The organism is Streptomyces sp. WAC03905 (assembly GCF_057371075.1).
The window spans coordinates 2,662,261-2,678,739 of the sequence record NZ_JBXYDZ010000003.1; the positions used below are offsets into that span (position 1 = coordinate 2,662,261).

The 16,479-nt window shown below is 72.4% G+C and carries 14 protein-coding genes; 11 read left to right on the forward strand and 3 right to left on the reverse strand.

Annotation, left to right across the window (positions count from 1 at the left end; all coding sequences use genetic code 11):
• Positions 1-5 precede the first annotated feature (5 nt).
• The 3 genes from AC2RP6_RS14260 to AC2RP6_RS14270 all read left to right on the forward strand — a co-directional run bounded on the left by AC2RP6_RS14260 (position 6) and on the right by AC2RP6_RS14270 (position 2,033).
• Positions 6-809, forward strand: a complete 804-nt coding sequence (locus AC2RP6_RS14260; RefSeq protein WP_486450333.1) for an AIM24 family protein — start codon at positions 6-8, stop codon at positions 807-809.
• A gap of 64 nt (positions 810-873) precedes the next feature.
• Positions 874-1,350, forward strand: coding sequence for a MarR family winged helix-turn-helix transcriptional regulator (locus AC2RP6_RS14265; RefSeq protein ID WP_486450334.1), 477 nt, complete (start codon positions 874-876; stop codon positions 1,348-1,350).
• Positions 1,351-1,466: 116 nt separating this feature from the next.
• Positions 1,467-2,033: a PepSY domain-containing protein gene (locus AC2RP6_RS14270; protein ID WP_486446561.1), complete on the forward strand. Its 567-nt coding sequence runs from the start codon at positions 1,467-1,469 to the stop codon at positions 2,031-2,033.
• An 81-nt stretch (positions 2,034-2,114) separates the two neighbouring features.
• Here the strand turns inward: AC2RP6_RS14270 and meaB are convergent, their stop codons facing one another.
• Both meaB and AC2RP6_RS14280 read right to left on the reverse strand, forming a co-directional pair.
• Positions 2,115-3,077: a methylmalonyl Co-A mutase-associated GTPase MeaB gene (gene meaB / locus AC2RP6_RS14275; protein ID WP_486446562.1), complete on the reverse strand. Its 963-nt coding sequence runs from the start codon at positions 3,075-3,077 to the stop codon at positions 2,115-2,117.
• 127 nt (positions 3,078-3,204) lie between these two features.
• The gene (locus tag AC2RP6_RS14280) at positions 3,205-4,404 is read right to left on the reverse strand and encodes an acetyl-CoA C-acetyltransferase (RefSeq protein WP_486446563.1); all 1,200 of its coding nucleotides are present in this window, start codon (positions 4,402-4,404) and stop codon (positions 3,205-3,207) included.
• Between the two features lie 135 nt (positions 4,405-4,539).
• Between AC2RP6_RS14280 and mce the strand changes: the two genes are divergently transcribed.
• The 7 genes from mce to AC2RP6_RS14315 all read left to right on the forward strand — a co-directional run bounded on the left by mce (position 4,540) and on the right by AC2RP6_RS14315 (position 14,845).
• Positions 4,540-4,968: a methylmalonyl-CoA epimerase gene (mce, locus tag AC2RP6_RS14285; protein ID WP_030030807.1), complete on the forward strand. Its 429-nt coding sequence runs from the start codon at positions 4,540-4,542 to the stop codon at positions 4,966-4,968.
• Positions 4,969-5,158: 190 nt separating this feature from the next.
• The gene (scy, locus tag AC2RP6_RS14290) at positions 5,159-9,715 is read left to right on the forward strand and encodes a polarized growth protein Scy (RefSeq protein ID WP_486446564.1); all 4,557 of its coding nucleotides are present in this window, start codon (positions 5,159-5,161) and stop codon (positions 9,713-9,715) included.
• A 196-nt stretch (positions 9,716-9,911) separates the two neighbouring features.
• A complete protein-coding gene (locus AC2RP6_RS14295) occupies positions 9,912-10,850 on the forward strand; it encodes a coiled-coil domain-containing protein (protein ID WP_030660359.1) in 939 nt (312 codons plus the stop codon).
• Between the two features lie 100 nt (positions 10,851-10,950).
• Positions 10,951-11,964: an ABC transporter ATP-binding protein gene (locus AC2RP6_RS14300; RefSeq protein WP_486446565.1), complete on the forward strand. Its 1,014-nt coding sequence runs from the start codon at positions 10,951-10,953 to the stop codon at positions 11,962-11,964.
• Between the two features lie 2 nt (positions 11,965-11,966).
• A complete protein-coding gene (locus AC2RP6_RS14305) occupies positions 11,967-12,743 on the forward strand; it encodes an ABC transporter permease (protein ID WP_486450335.1) in 777 nt (258 codons plus the stop codon).
• Between the two features lie 153 nt (positions 12,744-12,896).
• Positions 12,897-14,012: an ABC transporter ATP-binding protein gene (locus tag AC2RP6_RS14310; protein ID WP_486446566.1), complete on the forward strand. Its 1,116-nt coding sequence runs from the start codon at positions 12,897-12,899 to the stop codon at positions 14,010-14,012.
• Positions 14,009-14,845, forward strand: coding sequence for an ABC transporter permease (locus AC2RP6_RS14315; RefSeq protein WP_486446567.1), 837 nt, complete (start codon positions 14,009-14,011; stop codon positions 14,843-14,845). The genes AC2RP6_RS14310 and AC2RP6_RS14315 overlap by 4 nt, the downstream gene beginning before the upstream one ends.
• A gap of 26 nt (positions 14,846-14,871) precedes the next feature.
• Here AC2RP6_RS14315 and AC2RP6_RS14320 read toward each other — a convergent pair whose 3' ends face one another.
• Entirely contained in the window at positions 14,872-15,198 is a 327-nt protein-coding gene (locus tag AC2RP6_RS14320; RefSeq protein ID WP_030660342.1) for a hypothetical protein, read from the reverse strand.
• Positions 15,199-15,429: 231 nt separating this feature from the next.
• Between AC2RP6_RS14320 and AC2RP6_RS14325 the strand changes: the two genes are divergently transcribed.
• Positions 15,430-16,461: an LLM class flavin-dependent oxidoreductase gene (locus tag AC2RP6_RS14325; RefSeq protein ID WP_486446568.1), complete on the forward strand. Its 1,032-nt coding sequence runs from the start codon at positions 15,430-15,432 to the stop codon at positions 16,459-16,461.
• The last annotated feature ends 18 nt before the right edge of the window (positions 16,462-16,479 follow it).

The following is a 16,479-nucleotide window of genomic DNA, read 5'->3' on the forward strand; positions in this document are numbered from 1 at the left end:
GCCCCGTGACGGGCGGCCCGGGCGGCCCGACGGTCTTCGACCCCTACACGCTGCCGTCCGACGACAACGTGAACGCGTACACCTTCTGCGTGGAGCTCAAAGGGAGCCAGTGGTTCCTGCAGAAGGGCAAGATGATCTCGTACTACGGGCGCATCGAGTTCAACGGCATCGGCAACGGGCGCTTCGACCGCCTGCTGCGCACCAGCTTCCACTCCCCGCTGCACGCGAGCGACTGGGTCGTCGCCGAGGGCTCGGGCAAGATGCTGCTGGCCGACCGGGCCTTCGACGTGAACTCCTACGACCTGGACAACGGCAATCTGACGATCCGATCGGGCAACCTGCTGGCGTACCAGCCCTCGCTCGCGCTGAAGCAGTCGATCGTGCCGGGCTTCCTGACGCTCATCGGGACCGGGAAGTTCGTGGCGGCCTCCAACGGGCCGGTGGTGTTCATGGAGCCGCCGCTGCGCGTGGACCCGCAGGCGCTGGTCGGCTGGGCGGACTGCCCGTCCCCCTGTCACCATTACGATCACGGCTACATGTCCGGCGTGATGGGCGGACTGCGCTCGCTGACCGGCATCGGGGGCACCTCGGGCGAGGAGCACCAGTTCGAGTTCGTGGGGGCCGGGACCGTGCTCCTGCAGTCCTCGGAGATGCTGATGGCGGAGCAGTCGGTCGGCGCGGTGGGCGCCGGGGCGGCCACGGGCAACGCGCAGGGCGTGCCGGGCGCCGGCCAGGGCCCCCTGGGACAGATGGGCGTGCCACGGATGCCGGGGCAGCTGGGTGACCTCCAGCGCCGCCTCGGACTGTGACGAGCGGCACCACCGACCTTTGTACGCAATTCAACTTTTTAGGTAGAGTTCATTCATGGAGACCATGGAGACCGAGACGGCCACGCGCTGGCTGACCGAGGCGGAGCAGTGCGCCTGGCGCACCCACCTGGACGTCAGCAGGCTGCTCATGCACCAGCTGGAAAAGGATCTCCAGCCCTTCGGACTCACCAACAACGACTACGAGATCCTCGTGAACCTCTCGGAGTCGCAGGACCACCGGATGCGGATGAGCGATCTCGCGACCGCCACCCTGCAGTCCAAGAGCCGGCTGTCGCACCAGATCACGCGCATGGAGACGGCGGGCCTGGTGCGCCGGGTCAACTGCGAGTCCGACCGCCGCGGCCTGTACGCGGTGCTCACCGACGAGGGCATGGAGACGATGCGGAAGGTCGCCCCGCACCACGTGGCGTCCGTCCGTCAGCACTTCATCGACCTGCTGCCGCCGGAGGCCCTGGCGGCGCTGCGCTCCTCGCTGACGCCGGTGGCGGAGCACTTGCGCGGCACCCGCGGGAAGGTCTGAGGCCGGGCGCTCGCCGCGCCCCGCCGGGCGGCAGGCCGGACAATGGGCGGTGTCCGCCCGCTGCCGGCCGCCGCCGAGCCACCGTAGGCGCCATGGCCGGCCTGAGGAGGTCCTCCATGAAGCGCACCAGGTACGTCTCCGCGGCCGCGTCCGTCGTCCTGCTCGTCGGCGGTCCGGTGACCGCTGCCGCCGCGATGCCCGCCGACGCGGCGCGAACCGCCACCGCGGCACCCGCCCTGCGCGCCGACGTGACGGCGCAGGGGGCCGCCGCGGCCGCCGTGAAGCACTACCCGGGCGTGATCGAGTCCCTCGACAAGGACGGCTCCGTCTGGCACGTCGACGTGATCAGCAAGAACGGCAAGGGCCACGCCGAGCTGGAGGTGTCCGCGACCGGCAAGGTCACCGAGCAGAACCGGGACACCGACGAGAACGCCGCCGAGAACAAGGCCCTGGTCTCCGCCGAGGTCACCGCCGAGCAGGCGATGAAGGCGGCCCTGGCCGCCCACCCCGGACAGGTCACGACCGTCGAATGGGACGACGACGACGGCTCCGCCTCCTGGCACGTCGAGGTCAGGGGCAAGGACGGGAAGACCTGGGACGCCCAGGTGGACCCCACCACGGGGAAGGTAACCCGCTCCGGTTCCGACTCCGATGCGGACTCGGACTCGGACGACGACAACTGACGCGGCATCCCACCTCCGGCGGCGGACGGTGCCGCACCACCGCGGCGCCGTCCCGTCCGTCCACCTCGCCGAGGCTACGGCTCAGGACTCCGTCAGGGTCGCCAGGAGGGCGTCGGCCGCCGCGTACGGGTCCAGATCGCCCTCGGCGACCCGGGTGGCCAGCGCGCCCAGGTGCGCGTCCCCGTGGACGTCCGCCATCCGGGCCCGCAATGCCGTCACGGCGATCGTCTCGACCTCCCGGGCGGCCCGCGCCGCCCGCCGCTCGGCGAGCACCCCGCGCTCGTCCATCCACGCCCGGTGCTTCTCCAGCGCCTCGACGACCTCGTCGATGCCCTGGCCGCGGGCCGCGACCGTCTTCACGATCGGCGGCCGCCAGTCGTTCGCGCCGCGGGCCTCGCCCAGCCCCAGCATGTGGTTCAGCTCCCGGGCCGTGGCGTCCGCGCCGTCCCGGTCGGCCTTGTTGACCACGTACACGTCGCCGATCTCCAGGATGCCCGCCTTCGCGGCCTGGATGCCGTCGCCCATGCCCGGGGCGAGCAGCACCACCGAGGTGTCGGCCTGCGAGGCGATCTCCACCTCCGACTGCCCGACGCCGACCGTCTCCACGAGGATCACGTCGCAGCCGGCCGCGTCCAGCACCCGGATCGCCTGCGGGGCGGCCCACGCCAGGCCGCCCAGGTGGCCGCGGGTGGCCATGGAGCGGATGTAGACCCCCGGGTCCGAGGCGTGGTCCGACATCCGCACCCGGTCGCCGAGCAGCGCACCGCCCGAGAAGGGCGAGGACGGGTCGACGGCGAGGACACCGACCCGCTTGCCGGCCTTGCGGTAGGCGGACACCAGCGCCGACGTCGAGGTCGACTTGCCGACGCCCGGCGAGCCCGTCAGGCCCACCACGTACGCCCCGCCCGTCAGCGGGGCCAGCGCGGCCATCACCTCGCGCAGCTGCGGGGACGCCCCCTCGACCAGCGAGATCAGCCGGGCCACCGCTCTCGGCCGGCCCTCCCGCGCCTGGGCCACCAGCTGGGGGACGTCCACCGCCGTCATACGTGCTGCGCTCCTCGGTTCTCGTACGGGATGCGTGCGGGCCGCCGCGGGCCCGGAGAGGGGGCCCGCGGCGCCCGCGAGCCGGGCCGCCGCGGGCCCGGTCCGGGCCCGCGGCGGCCTGCCGTGCCTACTTCGCGACGCGGACGATCAGCGCGTCGCCCTGGCCGCCGCCACCGCACAGCGCGGCCGCACCGATCCCGCCGCCGCGGCGCTTCAGCTCCAGCGCGAGGTGCAGCACCACGCGGGCGCCGGACATGCCGATCGGGTGGCCCAGGGCGATGGCGCCACCGTTGACGTTCACCTTTTCCGGGGTCACGCCCAGGTCCTTCATTGACTGCACGGCGACCGCGGCGAAGGCCTCGTTGATCTCGATGAGGTCCAGGTCGGAGACCTCCAGGCCCTCCTTCTTCAGGGCGTGCAGGATCGCGTTGGACGGCTGCGACTGCAGGGAGTTGTCCGGGCCGGCCACGTTGCCGTGGGCGCCGATCTCCGCGATCCACTCCAGGCCCAGCTCCTCGGCCTTCGCCTTGCTCATCACGACCACGGCGGCCGCGCCGTCGCTGATCTGCGAGGAGGTGCCGGCGGTGATCGTGCCGTCCTTGGCGAAGGCGGGACGCAGCTTGCCGAGCGACTCCACCGTGGTCTCGGGGCGGATGCCCTCGTCGGTGGCGAAGATCACCGGGTCGCCCTTGCGCTGCGGGATCTCGACCGGGGTGATCTCGGCCTCGAAGACGCCGTTCTTCTGGGCGGCCGCCGCGCGCTGGTGGGAGGTCGCGGCGAATTCGTCCTGCGGAGCGCGCTCGATGCCCAGGCGGGTGTTGTGCTTCTCGGTGGACTCGCCCATCGCGATGTTCTCGAAGGCGTCCGTGAGCCCGTCGTAGGCCATCGCGTCCAGCATCTCGATCGCGCCGTACTTGTAGCCCTCACGGGACTTGGGCAGCAGGTGCGGGGCGTTCGTCATCGACTCCTGGCCGCCCGCGACCACGACGTCGAACTCACCGGCGCGGATCAGCTGGTCGGCTAGCGCGATCGCGTCCAGGCCCGAGAGACACACCTTGTTGATGGTCAGGGCGGGCACGTTCATCGGGATGCCGGCCTTGACCGCCGCCTGGCGGGCGGGGATCTGGCCCGCGCCGGCCTGGAGCACCTGGCCCATGATCACGTACTGGACCTGGTCGCCGGAGATGCCGGCCCGCTCCAGCGCGGACTTGATGGCGAAGCCGCCGAGGTCGGCACCCGAGAAGGACTTCAGCGAGCCGAGCAGCCGCCCCATGGGCGTGCGGGCCCCGGCGACGATCACGGAAGTGGTGTTGTTCGATCCGGACATGAGGCACAGCCCCTTGGATGAGGAGTGAACGAGGGTTTACGTGAATGTACTGGGCGGTACCGCAGCGGTCACCGGGCTGCCGGTGTGATCGCGCGCACGTTGCGTGACCGCCCCCTTCAGGAGTGCACTGTCCCCATGCTGACAAGAATCGACCACATCGGGATCGCCTGCTTCGACCTGGACAAGACTGTCGAGTTCTACCGTGCCACGTACGGCTTCGAGGTGTTCCACACCGAGGTCAACGAGGAGCAGGGCGTCCGCGAGGCCATGTTGAAGATCAACGAAACCTCCGACGGCGGCGCCTCCTACATCCAGCTCCTGGAGCCCACCCGCGAGGACTCCGCGGTGGGCAAGTGGCTCGCCAAGAACGGCGAGGGCGTGCACCACATCGCCTTCGGCACCGAGGACGTCCACGGCGACTCGGAGGCCATCCGCGGCAAGGGCGTCCGCGTCCTCTACGACCAGCCCCGCACCGGTTCCATGGGCTCCTCGATCACCTTCCTGCACCCCAAGGACTGCCACGGAGTCCTCACCGAACTGGTCACCTCGAACCCCGACCACTGACGGACCACTGATGGCCCGATTCCCCGGCCGGTAGAGTGGCCATGGCTCGGCCGGGGTTCGGTGCGGAGAGGGTCGGGGCCTGTGACCCCTGCCCCGGTATCTGACACCATTCCCCCGGGGGCGTCGTTCAGCGGGCGAGCGATGCTCATTGGGAGTGAGCTTGCGACCAGGGGACGGATGGGACCGCGCTGTGCGGGGCTACGAAAGCCAGGAGAGCCATCAGGCCGAGGCCGACCATCTCTCGCGCTTCGAGGCCGAGATGGAGCGGCTGAAGAAGGAGCGCGGGAAGGCCGTCCAGCACGCTGAAGACCTGGGGTACCAGGTCGAGGTGCTGCGCGCCAAGCTCCACGAGGTACGCCGGGCCCTGGCGTCCCGTCCTGCCTACGACGGCGCGGACATGGGCTACCAGGCGGAGCAGTTGCTCCGCAACGCCCAGATCCAGGCCGACCAGATGCGCTCCGACGCCGAGCGCGAGCTGCGCGACGCCCGGGCGCAGACCCAGCGCATCCTCCAGGAGCACGCCGAGCACCAGGCGCGCCTGCAGGCCGAGCTGCACGGCGAGGCCGTCAACCGCCGGCAGCGGCTGGACCAGGAACTCAACGAGCGCCGGCAGACCGTCGAGGCGCACGTCAACGAGAACGTGGCCTGGGCGGAGCAGTTGCGCGCCCGCACGGAGGCCCAGGCGCGCCGCCTCATGGAGGAGTCCCGCGCCGAGGCCGAGCAGGCGCTGAACGCGGCCCGCGCCGAGGCCGCCCGGGTCGCCGAGGAGACCCGGCGCCGGATGGCCGCCGACGCCGAGGCCGCCCGCGCGGAGGCCGAGTCCACGCTGCTGCGCGCCCGCAAGGAAGCCGAACGGCTGCTGACGGCCGCCTCCACGCAGGCGCAGGAGGCCACCCAGCACGCCGAACGGCTGCGCTCCACCAGCTCCGCCGAGGCCGAGCAGACCCGCCAGCAGACCCTGGACCTGGGGCGTGTCGCCGAATCCCGCGTACAGGAGGCCGAGGCCGCGCTGCGCGAGGCCCGCGCCGAGGCCGAGAAGGTCCTCGCGGAGGCCAAGGAGAGCGCCTCGCGCCAGCTCGCGTCGGCGGAGTCCGTCAACGAGCAGCGCACCCGCACCGCCAAGGAGCAGGTCGCCCGACTGGTCGGCGAGGCCACCAAGGAGGCCGAACTCCTCAAGGCCGAGGCCGAGCAGGCCCTGGCCGACGCCCGCGCGGACGCGGAGCGGGTCCGCGCCGAGGCCGGTGACAGCGCCCGTACGGCCGCCGCCGAGGACATGGCCGCGCAGCTGGCGAAGGCCGCCCGCACGGCCGAGGACGTCCTGAACAAGGCCTCGGAGGACGCCCGGGCCACCACCCGCGCCGCGTCCGAGGAGGCCGAGCGGATCCGTCGCGAGGCCGAGGCCGAGGCCGACCGGCTGCGCCTGCAGGCGGCGGCGACCGCCGACGAGCTCAAGGGCGCCGCGAAGGACGACACCGAGGAGTACCGGGCCCGCACGGTCGAACTGCAGGAGGAGGCCCGCCGACTGCGCGGCGAGGCCGAGCAGCTGCGCGCGGAGGCCGTCGCCGAGGGCGAGCGGATCCGCGGCGAGGCCCGCCGTGAGGCGGTCCAGCAGATCGAGGAGGCGGCCAAGACCGCCGAGGAACTGCTCGGCAAGGCCAAGGCTGACGCGGACGAACTGCGCTCCGGGGCGACCGCCGAGAGCGAGCGGGTCCGCGCCGAGGCCGTCGAGCGCGCCGGAACCCTGCGCAAGCAGGCCGAGGAGACCCTGGAGCGGACCCGCGCCGAGGCCGAGCGGCTGCGCGCCGAGGCCGAGGAGCAGGCCGAGTCGGTGCGCGCCGAGGCGGACGCGGCGGCCCTCGCGCGGCGCGAGGAGACCGAGCAGGCACTGGCCGCGAAGCGGGCGGAGGCCGACGAGGAGCTCGTACGGCTGCACACGGAGGCCGAGGCCCGGCTGACCACGGCCGAGCAGACGCTGCGCGACGCCCGTACGGCGGCGGAGAACATCCGCCGCGAGACGAGCGAGGAGAACGACCGGCTGCGCGCCGAGTCTGCGGAACGCATCCGCACCCTCCAGACGCAGTCCGAGCAGGAGGCCGACCAGCTGCGCACCGAGGCGGCGCAGGACGCCGGCCGGGTGCGCGCCGAGGCCGAGCAGGTGGCCGTTCGGCTGCGCGGCGAGGCCGAGGCCGAGGCCGAGCGCGTGCGCTCCGAGGCCCAGGAGACCGCGGACCGGCTGCGCGCCGAGGCCAAGGCGGCGGCCGAGCGGGTCGCCGAGGAGGCCGCCGAGGCACTGGCCGCCGCCCAGGAGGAGGCCGCCCGGCGCCGCCGGGAGGCCGAGGAGACCCTGGCGTCGGCCCGGACCGACGCCGACCAGGAGCGGGCGCAGGCCCGCGAGCAGAGCGAGGAGCTGCTGGCCGCGGCCCGCCGCCGCTCGGAGGAGGCACAGGCCGAGGCGGCCCGCCTGACCGAGGAGGCCGAGCGCCGCGCTTCCGAGCTGGTGTCGGCGGCCGAGACCACCGCGCAGCAGGTGCGCGACGCCGTGGCCGGCCTGCACGAGCAGGCCGAGGAGGAGATCGCCGGGCTGCGCAGCGCCGCCGAGCACGTGGCGGAGCGGACGAAGGCGGAGGCCGAGGAGGAGGCCGCCCGGGTCCGTGCCGACGCCCACGAGGAGCGGGAGCGGGCCTCCGAGGACGCGGCCCGCATCCGCACCGAGGCGCGCGCGGAGACGGACGCGGCGAAGGCCCTGGCCGAGCGGACCGTCGGCGAGGCGATCGCCGAGGCGGAGCAGTTGCGCGCCGACACCGCCGAGTACGCGCAGCGGGTGCGTACCGAGGCCACGGACGCGCTGGCCGCGTCCGAGCGTGACGCCGCCCGGACCCGGGCCGACGCCCGCGACGACGCGAACCGGATCCGCGGCGAGGCGGCGGAGTCCCTGGAGGCCTCGCGCACCGAGGGCGCCCTGATCACGGCCGAGGCCGCGGCGGAGGCCGCGCGGATCACCGAGGAGACCCTCGCGGCGAACGCGGCCACGGTCGCGGACGCCGAGGCGGAGGCCGCGCGGATCACCGCCGAGGCGGCGGAGGCCGCCGAGGCCGCCCGCGCCGAGGCCGCGGCCACGCTGGACGAGGCCCGTGCCGAGGGCAACCGGCTGCGCACCGAGGCCGCCGAGCAGGTCGACCGGCTCATCACCGAGGCCTCGGCGGAGGCGGACCGGCTCATCGAGGAGACCCGCACCGCGAACGCGGCCACCGTGGGCGAGGCGGCGGCGGAGGCCGAGCGCCTCACCACCCAGGCGGCACGGCTGAAGTCGCAGGCGGCCGAGACCCTGGCGAGCGCCGAGCGGGACGCCGCGAAGATCATGGTCGACTCGCGCGCCGAGGGCGACCGGCTCATCGACGAGACCCGTGTGGCCAACGAGGCCATGGTCGGCGAGGCCGCCGCTGAGGCCGCGCGGCTGCGCGCCGACGCGGCCCGGGTGCTGGACGACGCCCGCGCGGAGGGCGGCCGGATCATCGGCGAGGCCACCGCGGAGGCGGACCGCGTCACGGCCGCCGCGGGCGAGACCCTCGCCGCGGCGGAGCGCGACGCCGAGCACACGCTCGACGAGGCGCGCTCCGAGGCGAACCGGCTGCGCACCGAGGCGGCCGAGCAGGCGGACCGGCTCATCACGGAGGCGGCGGCCGAGGCCGACAAGCTCGTCGAGCAGACCCGCAAGGACAACGAGCGCACGGTCGGCGAGGCCGCGTCCGAGGCGGAACGCCTGCGCGCCGACGCCTCGGAGGCGCTGTCCTCGGCGCAGGAGCACGCGGCGCGTACCCGGTCGGAGGCCGAGCGGGTCAAGGCGGAGGCCGCCACCGCGGCGGAGCGCACCCGCGCGGAGGCCCGTACGGAGTCCGAGCGGCTGCTGGACGAGGCCCGCGAGGAGGCGAACAAGCGCCGCAGCGAGGCCGCGGAGCAGGTCGACCGGCTCATCACCGAGGCGGCGACGGAGGCCGACAAGCTCACCGCCGAATCCCAGCAGCAGGCCCTCGCCGCCACGACGGCGGCCGAGGAGCAGGCCGACGCGATGGTCGACGCGGCCCGCAAGGAGGCGGCGCGGATCACCTCGGAGGCGACCGTCGAGGGCAACTCCCTGGTGGAGAAGGCCCGTACGGACGCCAACGAGCTGCTGGTCGGCGCGCGCACGGACGCCGCCGCCATAAGGGAACGGGCGGAGGAGCTGCGCGGCCGCGTCGAGGGCGAGGTCGAGGAACTCCACGAGCGGGCCCGGCGGGAGTCGGCCGAGCAGATGAAGTCGGCCGGCGAGCGCGTGGACAAGCTGGTGCGCGCGGCGACCGAGCAGAGCGTGGAGGCCGAGGCGAAGGCCAAGGAGCTGTTGTCGGACGCGAGCAGCGAGGCGAGCAAGGTGCGCATCGCGGCGGTCCGCAAGGCGGAGGCGCTGCTCAAGGAGGCCGAGCAGAAGAAGGCCGAGCTGGCGCGGGAGGCCGAGAAGGCCCTCGCGGAGGCCACGGCGGAGGCCGAGCGCCTCGTCGAGGAGGGCCGCCGCGAGCTGGAGGTCCTGGTCCGCAGGCGGCAGGACATTCAGGGGGAGATCTCCCGTGTCCAGGACGTTCTTGAGGCGTTGGAATCATTCGAGGCGCCTTCGGGCGGCGGGAAGTCCACGGTCGGCGGCCAGGGAGCGGGGGGCACCAAGGCCGGTGTGACAGCGGGATCCACTCGTTCGGGTGGTAAGTCGTCAGAGGGCTAGCCAAGCGGTCGGGGATGTGTGCACCTGATGAAGGTTCAGGCGAACGGGTGACAAGCATTCCGCCGCCTTGCCACTCAAAAGGGGTGTCATTGTCCAGATCAAACGTGGATTGACTCGATGACACGCCGTCTGGGCGCCTAGGATTCCCCTTAACACCTCACGTAGCACCTCATCGGTCTCATTCGACAGGAACCCCATGAGCGACACTTCCTCCCCCTTCGGCTTCGAGCTCGTGCGGCGTGGTTATGACCGCGGTCAGGTGGACGACCGCATTACCAAGCTGGTCTCCGACCGCGACAGCGCCCTTGGACGTATCAACTCTCTGGAAAAGCGGATCGAGGAGCTGCACCTCGAGACGCAGAACGCCCAGGCCCAGGTGAACGACGCGGAGCCGTCGTACGCGGGTCTCGGCGCCCGGGTCGAGAAGATCCTGCGGCTGGCCGAGGAGGAGGCGAAGGACCTGCGCGAGGAGGCCCGTCGCGCGGCCGAGCAGCACCGTGAGCTCGCCGAGTCGGCCGCCCAGCAGGTGCGCAACGACGCCGAGTCGTTCGCGGCCGACCGCAAGTCGAAGGCGGAGGACGAGGGCGTCCGCATCGTCGAGAAGGCCAAGGGCGACGCCGCCACCCTGCGCGCCGAGGCCCAGAAGGACGCGGCCTCCAAGCGCGAGGAGGCCGACGCGCTCTTCGAGGAGACCCGCGCCAAGGCCGCCCAGGCCGCCGCGGACTTCGAGACCAACCTGGCCAAGCGCCGCGAGCAGTCGGAGCGCGACCTGGCCTCCCGTCAGGCCAAGGCCGAGAAGCGCCTCGCGGAGATCGAACACCGCGCCGAGCAGCTGCGCCTGGAGGCCGAGAAGCTGCGCACGGACGCCGAGCGCCGGGCCCGTCAGACCGTGGAGACCGCGCAGCGCCAGGCCGAGGACATCGTGGCCGACGCGAACGCCAAGGCGGACCGCATCCGCAGCGAGTCCGAGCGCGAGCTGGCGGCGCTCACCAACCGCCGCGACTCGATCAACGCGCAGCTGACCAACGTCCGCGAGATGCTGGCGACGCTCACCGGCGCGGCCGTCGCGGCGGCCAACCCGATCGTGGACGACGAGCCGGTCACCCGCGGCGTCCCGGCGCAGCAGAGCCGCTGACCACGGAGCATGACCCGCAGGTAGCCATGGAGCCTGATCGAGGGCCCTATGTCACCCATTTGAGGTGGCGTAGGGCCCTCGGGCGTTCTAGCGTGGCCGCATGATCGAGCTCGATGGCCTCACCAAACGATTCGGTGCGAAGACAGCGGTCGACAACCTCAGCTTCCAGGTCAGACCGGGGGTGGTGACCGGATTCCTCGGCCCCAACGGGGCGGGTAAATCCACGACCATGCGCATGATGCTGGACCTGGACAATCCGACCAGCGGTGCGGTCCGGATCTACGGGAAGCGCTACCGGGACCTGCAGGAACCCCTGAAGCACGTCGGTGCGCTGCTGGACGCCAAGGCCATGCACGGTGGCCGCAGCGCGTACAACAACCTCCTCTGCCTGGCCCAGTCCAACCGCATCCCGGAGCGCCGGGTCGGCGAGGTGCTGGACCTGGTCGGCCTGACGGCCGTGGCCAAGAAGAAGTCCAAAGGATTTTCGCTGGGCATGGGCCAACGGCTGGGAATCGCCTCCGCATTGCTGGGCGACCCGCAGATCCTCATGTTCGACGAACCCGTCAATGGTCTGGATCCCGAGGGAATTCTGTGGATCCGCAATCTGATGAAGGGCCTGGCGGCGGAGGGGCGCACGATCTTCGTGTCGTCGCACCTGATGAGCGAAATGGCCCTGACCGCAGACCATTTGATCGTCATCGGACAGGGAAGACTACTGGCCGATACCTCTATGGCTGATTTCATTCACCAGAACTCCCGCAGTTACGTCCGCATGCGCTCGCCGCAGCAGGAACGGCTCAAGGACGTCCTGCACGGGGCCGGGATCGACGCCGTCGCCGTCCCCGCCACCGGCACGCTGGAGATCGACGGTGTCGGCGCCGAACAGCTCGGTGAGCTGGCCGCCCAGCACCAGATCGTGCTGCACGAACTCAGCCCGCAGCGGGCTTCACTGGAGGAAGCGTTCATGCGCATGACGGCGGATTCCGTCGAGTACCACGCCCACGCACCGGGCGCACCGGGCGCACCCGGCACGGCCACCGACAATCCGGCCCGGCCGGCCGACGTCCCCGCCTGGGGCGCCGCCTTCGACTCGGCGCGCAAGGGCGGGCAGTGACCATGGCCCTTCCCGCCGTCCTCACGTCCGAGTGGACCAAGATCCGCACGGTGGCCTCCACCAGCTGGACGCTCGCGCTGGCCCTGATCGTCACCGCCGGCTTCGGCGCCCTGATCTCCACGGCGGTCGCGGCGAGCTTCGACGACATGAGCAAGCTGGAGCAGGCCACCTTCGACCCCACCCTGGTGAGCTTCGCCGGGATGCAGTTCGGCCAGCTGGCGATGATCGTCTTCGGTGTGCTGGTGGTCAGCACCGAATACAGCACCGGCATGATCCGCACCTCGCTGGCCGCCGTGCCGGCCCGCGGGGGCTTCCTGTTCGGCAAGCTCACCGTGGCCACCGTGCTGGCGCTGCTGGTCGGGCTGCTGACCAGCTTCCTGTCGTTCTTCCTCAGCCAGGCGATCCTGGGCGAGCACGGCACCGGGCTGGACGGGGAGAACGTGCTGCGCGCCGTGGTCGGCGCGGGCGTGTACATGGCCCTCATCGCCCTGTTCTCCATGGGCGTCGCGAGCATGCTGCGCAGCTCGGTCGCCTCGATCAGCATCCTGATCCCGTTCTTCCTGATCGTCACGAACCTGCTGAACGCCTTCGAGGCGACCCGGGAGTACGGCCAGTACCTGCCCACCGCGGCAGGATCGAGGATCATGCAGGTCGTGCCGAACGCCATGGGCAGCGCGGAGACCCCCTACGGCCCGTGGGGCGGGCTCGGGATCATGCTGCTGTGGGTGGCCGCCTCGGTACTCGGGGGCTACCTCGTCCTCAGGAAGAGGGACGCCTGACGTCCGGGGCCCTCCGCAGGGACTACGGGTCATGCCAGGGTTCGTCTCGGGGACGGGTCAGGGATCCGGCCCGGGGCGGAACCGTAGGATCCTCGCTATCCTCTTAACCCTTACACGGGCGAGAGTCGTCCCGGCCTGGTAAGGGGCAGCAAGATGATCGAGGCAGTCGGCCTGACCAAGCGCTACGGCGCCAAGACCGCCGTCGACCAGTTGTCCTTCCAGGTCAAGCCGGGTCACGTGACGGGTTTCCTGGGGCCCAACGGCTCCGGGAAGTCCACCACCATGCGCATGATCCTGGGCCTCGACCGGCCCACCGCCGGTCATGTCACGATCAACGGCCTCCCCTTCCGGGAGCTGCCGAACGCCCAGCGGCACGTCGGGGCCCTGCTCGACGCCAAGGCCGTCCACGGCGGCCGGCGGGCCCGCACCCACCTGCTGTCCATCGCCCAGCTCTCCGGGATCCCGGAGAAGCGGGTGGACGAGGTGCTGGCCGTCGTCGGCCTCCAGGACGCCGCCCGGCAGCGTACGAAGGGCTTCTCGCTCGGCATGGGCCAGCGCCTGGGCATCGCCACGGCTCTGCTCGGGGACCCCCAGGTGCTCCTGTTCGACGAGCCGGTCAACGGGCTCGACCCCGAGGGCATCCTCTGGGTCCGCAATCTGATGCGCCGGCTGGCCGCCGAGGGCCGCACCGTCTTCGTCTCCTCGCACCTGATGAGCGAGATGGCGCTGACCGCCGACCACCTGATCGTCATCGGCCGCGGACGGCTGCTGGCCGACATGGGCACGCAGGAGTTCATCGCGCACAACTCGGCCGGATTCGCTCGGGTGCGTGCGGCCGACACCGATCCCGATGGCCGGGAGACGCTGGGCAGGGCCCTCGCCAAGGCGGGCGGCCGGGTCCTGCAGGAGCCCGACGGAGCACTGCGCGTGACCGGGCTGGAGCTGCCCGCCGTCTCCGACCTCGCGCACGCGGCCGGCGTACGGCTGTGGGAGCTTTCCCCGCACCGGGCCTCGCTGGAGGAGGCGTACATGCGGATGACCCAGTCCGCCGTCGAGTACACCTCCTCCGAGGACCCGCGGGCCGAGCTGTGGGAGCAGGACCCGCTGGCCCTCCCGGCCTGGGAGGACGGGCCGGCGGCCCCGGACGTCCCGCAGGCGGGCTTCTTCGCCCCGCCGCCGCCCGGAGCGGGCGGGAAGCCCTTCCTGATGCCCAGCAATCCCGGCGAGCTCGCGAGCACCGCCAAGGACTCCGCAGAGGACACCCGATGACCCCGACGACCACGACGCCGGACCGGCCACGGAGCTACAGCTCTCCGCTGCCCACGCCGCGGCCGCACCTGGGACACGCCCTCGCCTCGGAGTGGACCAAGCTGATCTCGATCCGCTCCACCCTGTGGACGCTGGGCGCCCTCGTGGTGACGGTCGTCGGCATCGGGCTGCTCTTCGTCTCGCAGACCGGGGACCAGGACTACGAGTCCATCTCCTTCACCACGCCCGCCCTCTTCGGGCTGATGGTCGGGCAGGTCGCGGTGATGGTCCTGGGAGTGCTCACCATCGCCTCGGAGCACGCCACCGGCCTGGTGCGCACCACGTTCACCGCCGCCCCGGACCGCTTCCGGGTGCTCACCGCGAAGTACCTCGTCTTCAGCATGACGGCCTTCGTCGCCACCACGCTGTCCGTCTTCGTGGTCGGCATCGCCGCCGTGCTCGCCCACGGCGGGGACGCGGCCGGTTCGCACGCGGGGCGCGAGTGGCTGGGTGCCCTGGCCGGCTGCCTCTACGTCACTCTGCTCGGCGTGCTCGCGCTCGCCGTCGGCGCGCTGGTGCGGCACTCCGCGGGGGCGATCGCCGTCATGCTGGGCGTCGTCACGCTGCCGCCGGTGCTGGGCGCGATGCTGAGCGTCTGGGAGGCCGTGGCCGGCGTCGGACGCGAGATCCTCCAGCGCAACGTACCCGTCGCGCTGAGCCAGCTCTTCGGCATGCGGGAGGGCGGCGACCTGGGGCCGGCCCCCAGCAACCTCTCCCACCTGCTGATCATCATGCTGATCACGGGAGGGGCCGTGGCCGCCTCCTACGTCATCGTCGGCCGCCGGGACGTCTAGCCGGGGGCGGGCGGATCGGGCCGGGGTCAGTACCTCGGCGCGTTGCGGGACCGCTGGACCTTCGTGGTGCGGCGGTCCTTCGCGTTCCAGCAGGCCTTGTGCCAGTGCCGCCGGTCGTCCACACCGCCGTACTCGGGCCAGGCCACCAGGTGCGGGGTCCCGGAGGGGATCTCCTGGTCGCAGCCGGGGCAGCGGTAGCGCTTGCCCGCCGCGCTCGCGCCCGCGACGTGCCGGACCTTCCAGTCCTCGCCCTGGTATTCCTCGGTGCGCTCCAGCCCGAAGCGGTCCAGGCCGCTCCCCGGGCGCTCGTCCGGAGTCTCGCCGCCCCTGGGGCGGTTGTTGCGCGGTGACACGTATACCTCACGGATGGGCTGACGGCAGTGACTTTCTTCCAGACTACGCGCAGCGAGCCCGGGTACCCGCAGGGTGTTCCTCGGGCGGACGGACCGATGGCCGGGACTGGCCCGACAATCCCAATAACTTTCGTGTCAGCCCGTGCCTTTGGCACGTGTCAGACGTTGTTGCCATAGGAAGAGCCGGTCCACCTGGGGGAGGCCGCGTCAGCCGCGAGGAGGCTAAAGGCGATGCGCGTAGGAGCGTTTGTACTGGCGGCCCAGTTCCCGGGCCAGGGACAGGGCGAGGCACTGCACCGGGCGGTGCGGACCGCGGAGGTGGCGGAGGAGGCCGGGCTCGACTCGGTCTGGCTGGCCGAGCACCACTTCGTCCCGTACGGGGTGTGCCCGTCGGCGGTGACCCTGGCGGGCCTGCTGCTGGGCCGGACCCGGCGGCTGCGGGTGGGCACGGCCGTGAGCGTACTGCCGAGCACGCACCCGGTCGCCCTCGGCGAGCAGGCGGCGCTGCTGCACCTGGCCTCGGGCGGCCGCTTCACGCTCGGGGTGGGGCGCGGCGGGCCGTGGGTCGACCTGGAGGTGTTCGGGGGTGGCCTGGAGGCCTACGAGAAGGGCTTCCCGGAGTCTTTGGACCTGCTGCGGCGGTGGCTGACGCAGGCGCGGGTGGGGGCCGCCGGCGAGCGGTACGCCTTCCGCGAGGTGGCCGTCGTACCGCGGCCGTCGGAGGCCCTGGACGGGGACGGGTCGGGCCCGGAGGTGATCGTGGCCTGCACGTCGCCGTCGTCGGTGCGGATGGCCGCGCGGCGGGGGCTGCCGATGCTGCTGGGCATGCACTGCGGGGACGAGAACAAGGCCGAGATGGTCGCCCTGTGGCGCAGCACGGCGCTGGCGGCGGGCCACTCCCCCGAGCACGTGGCCGCGGCCGGACACGTGTCCGCGGGGGTGTGCCAGATCGCCGACAGCACCGCGGACGCGCGCGAGACCCTGGTGAAGTCCATGCCGGGCTGGCTCAAGCTGGGTCTGGACGCGCACGTGACCGTGGACGGCCGCGTGCGCGCGATGCGGGATCCGGTCGCGTACACGGAACTGCTGTGCGACCTGCACCCGGTGGGCACCCCGCAGCTGGCGGCGGACCGCCTCGCGGCCACCGCCGCGCGCACGGGCATCACGCGCTTCGCCCTGTTGACGGAGGGCTCCGGGGATCTCGCCGCGACGGAGGAGAACGTACGACGGCTGGGCGCCGAAGTCCTGCCCCGTCTCGGCTGAGATCCACCGGCTCCGGTC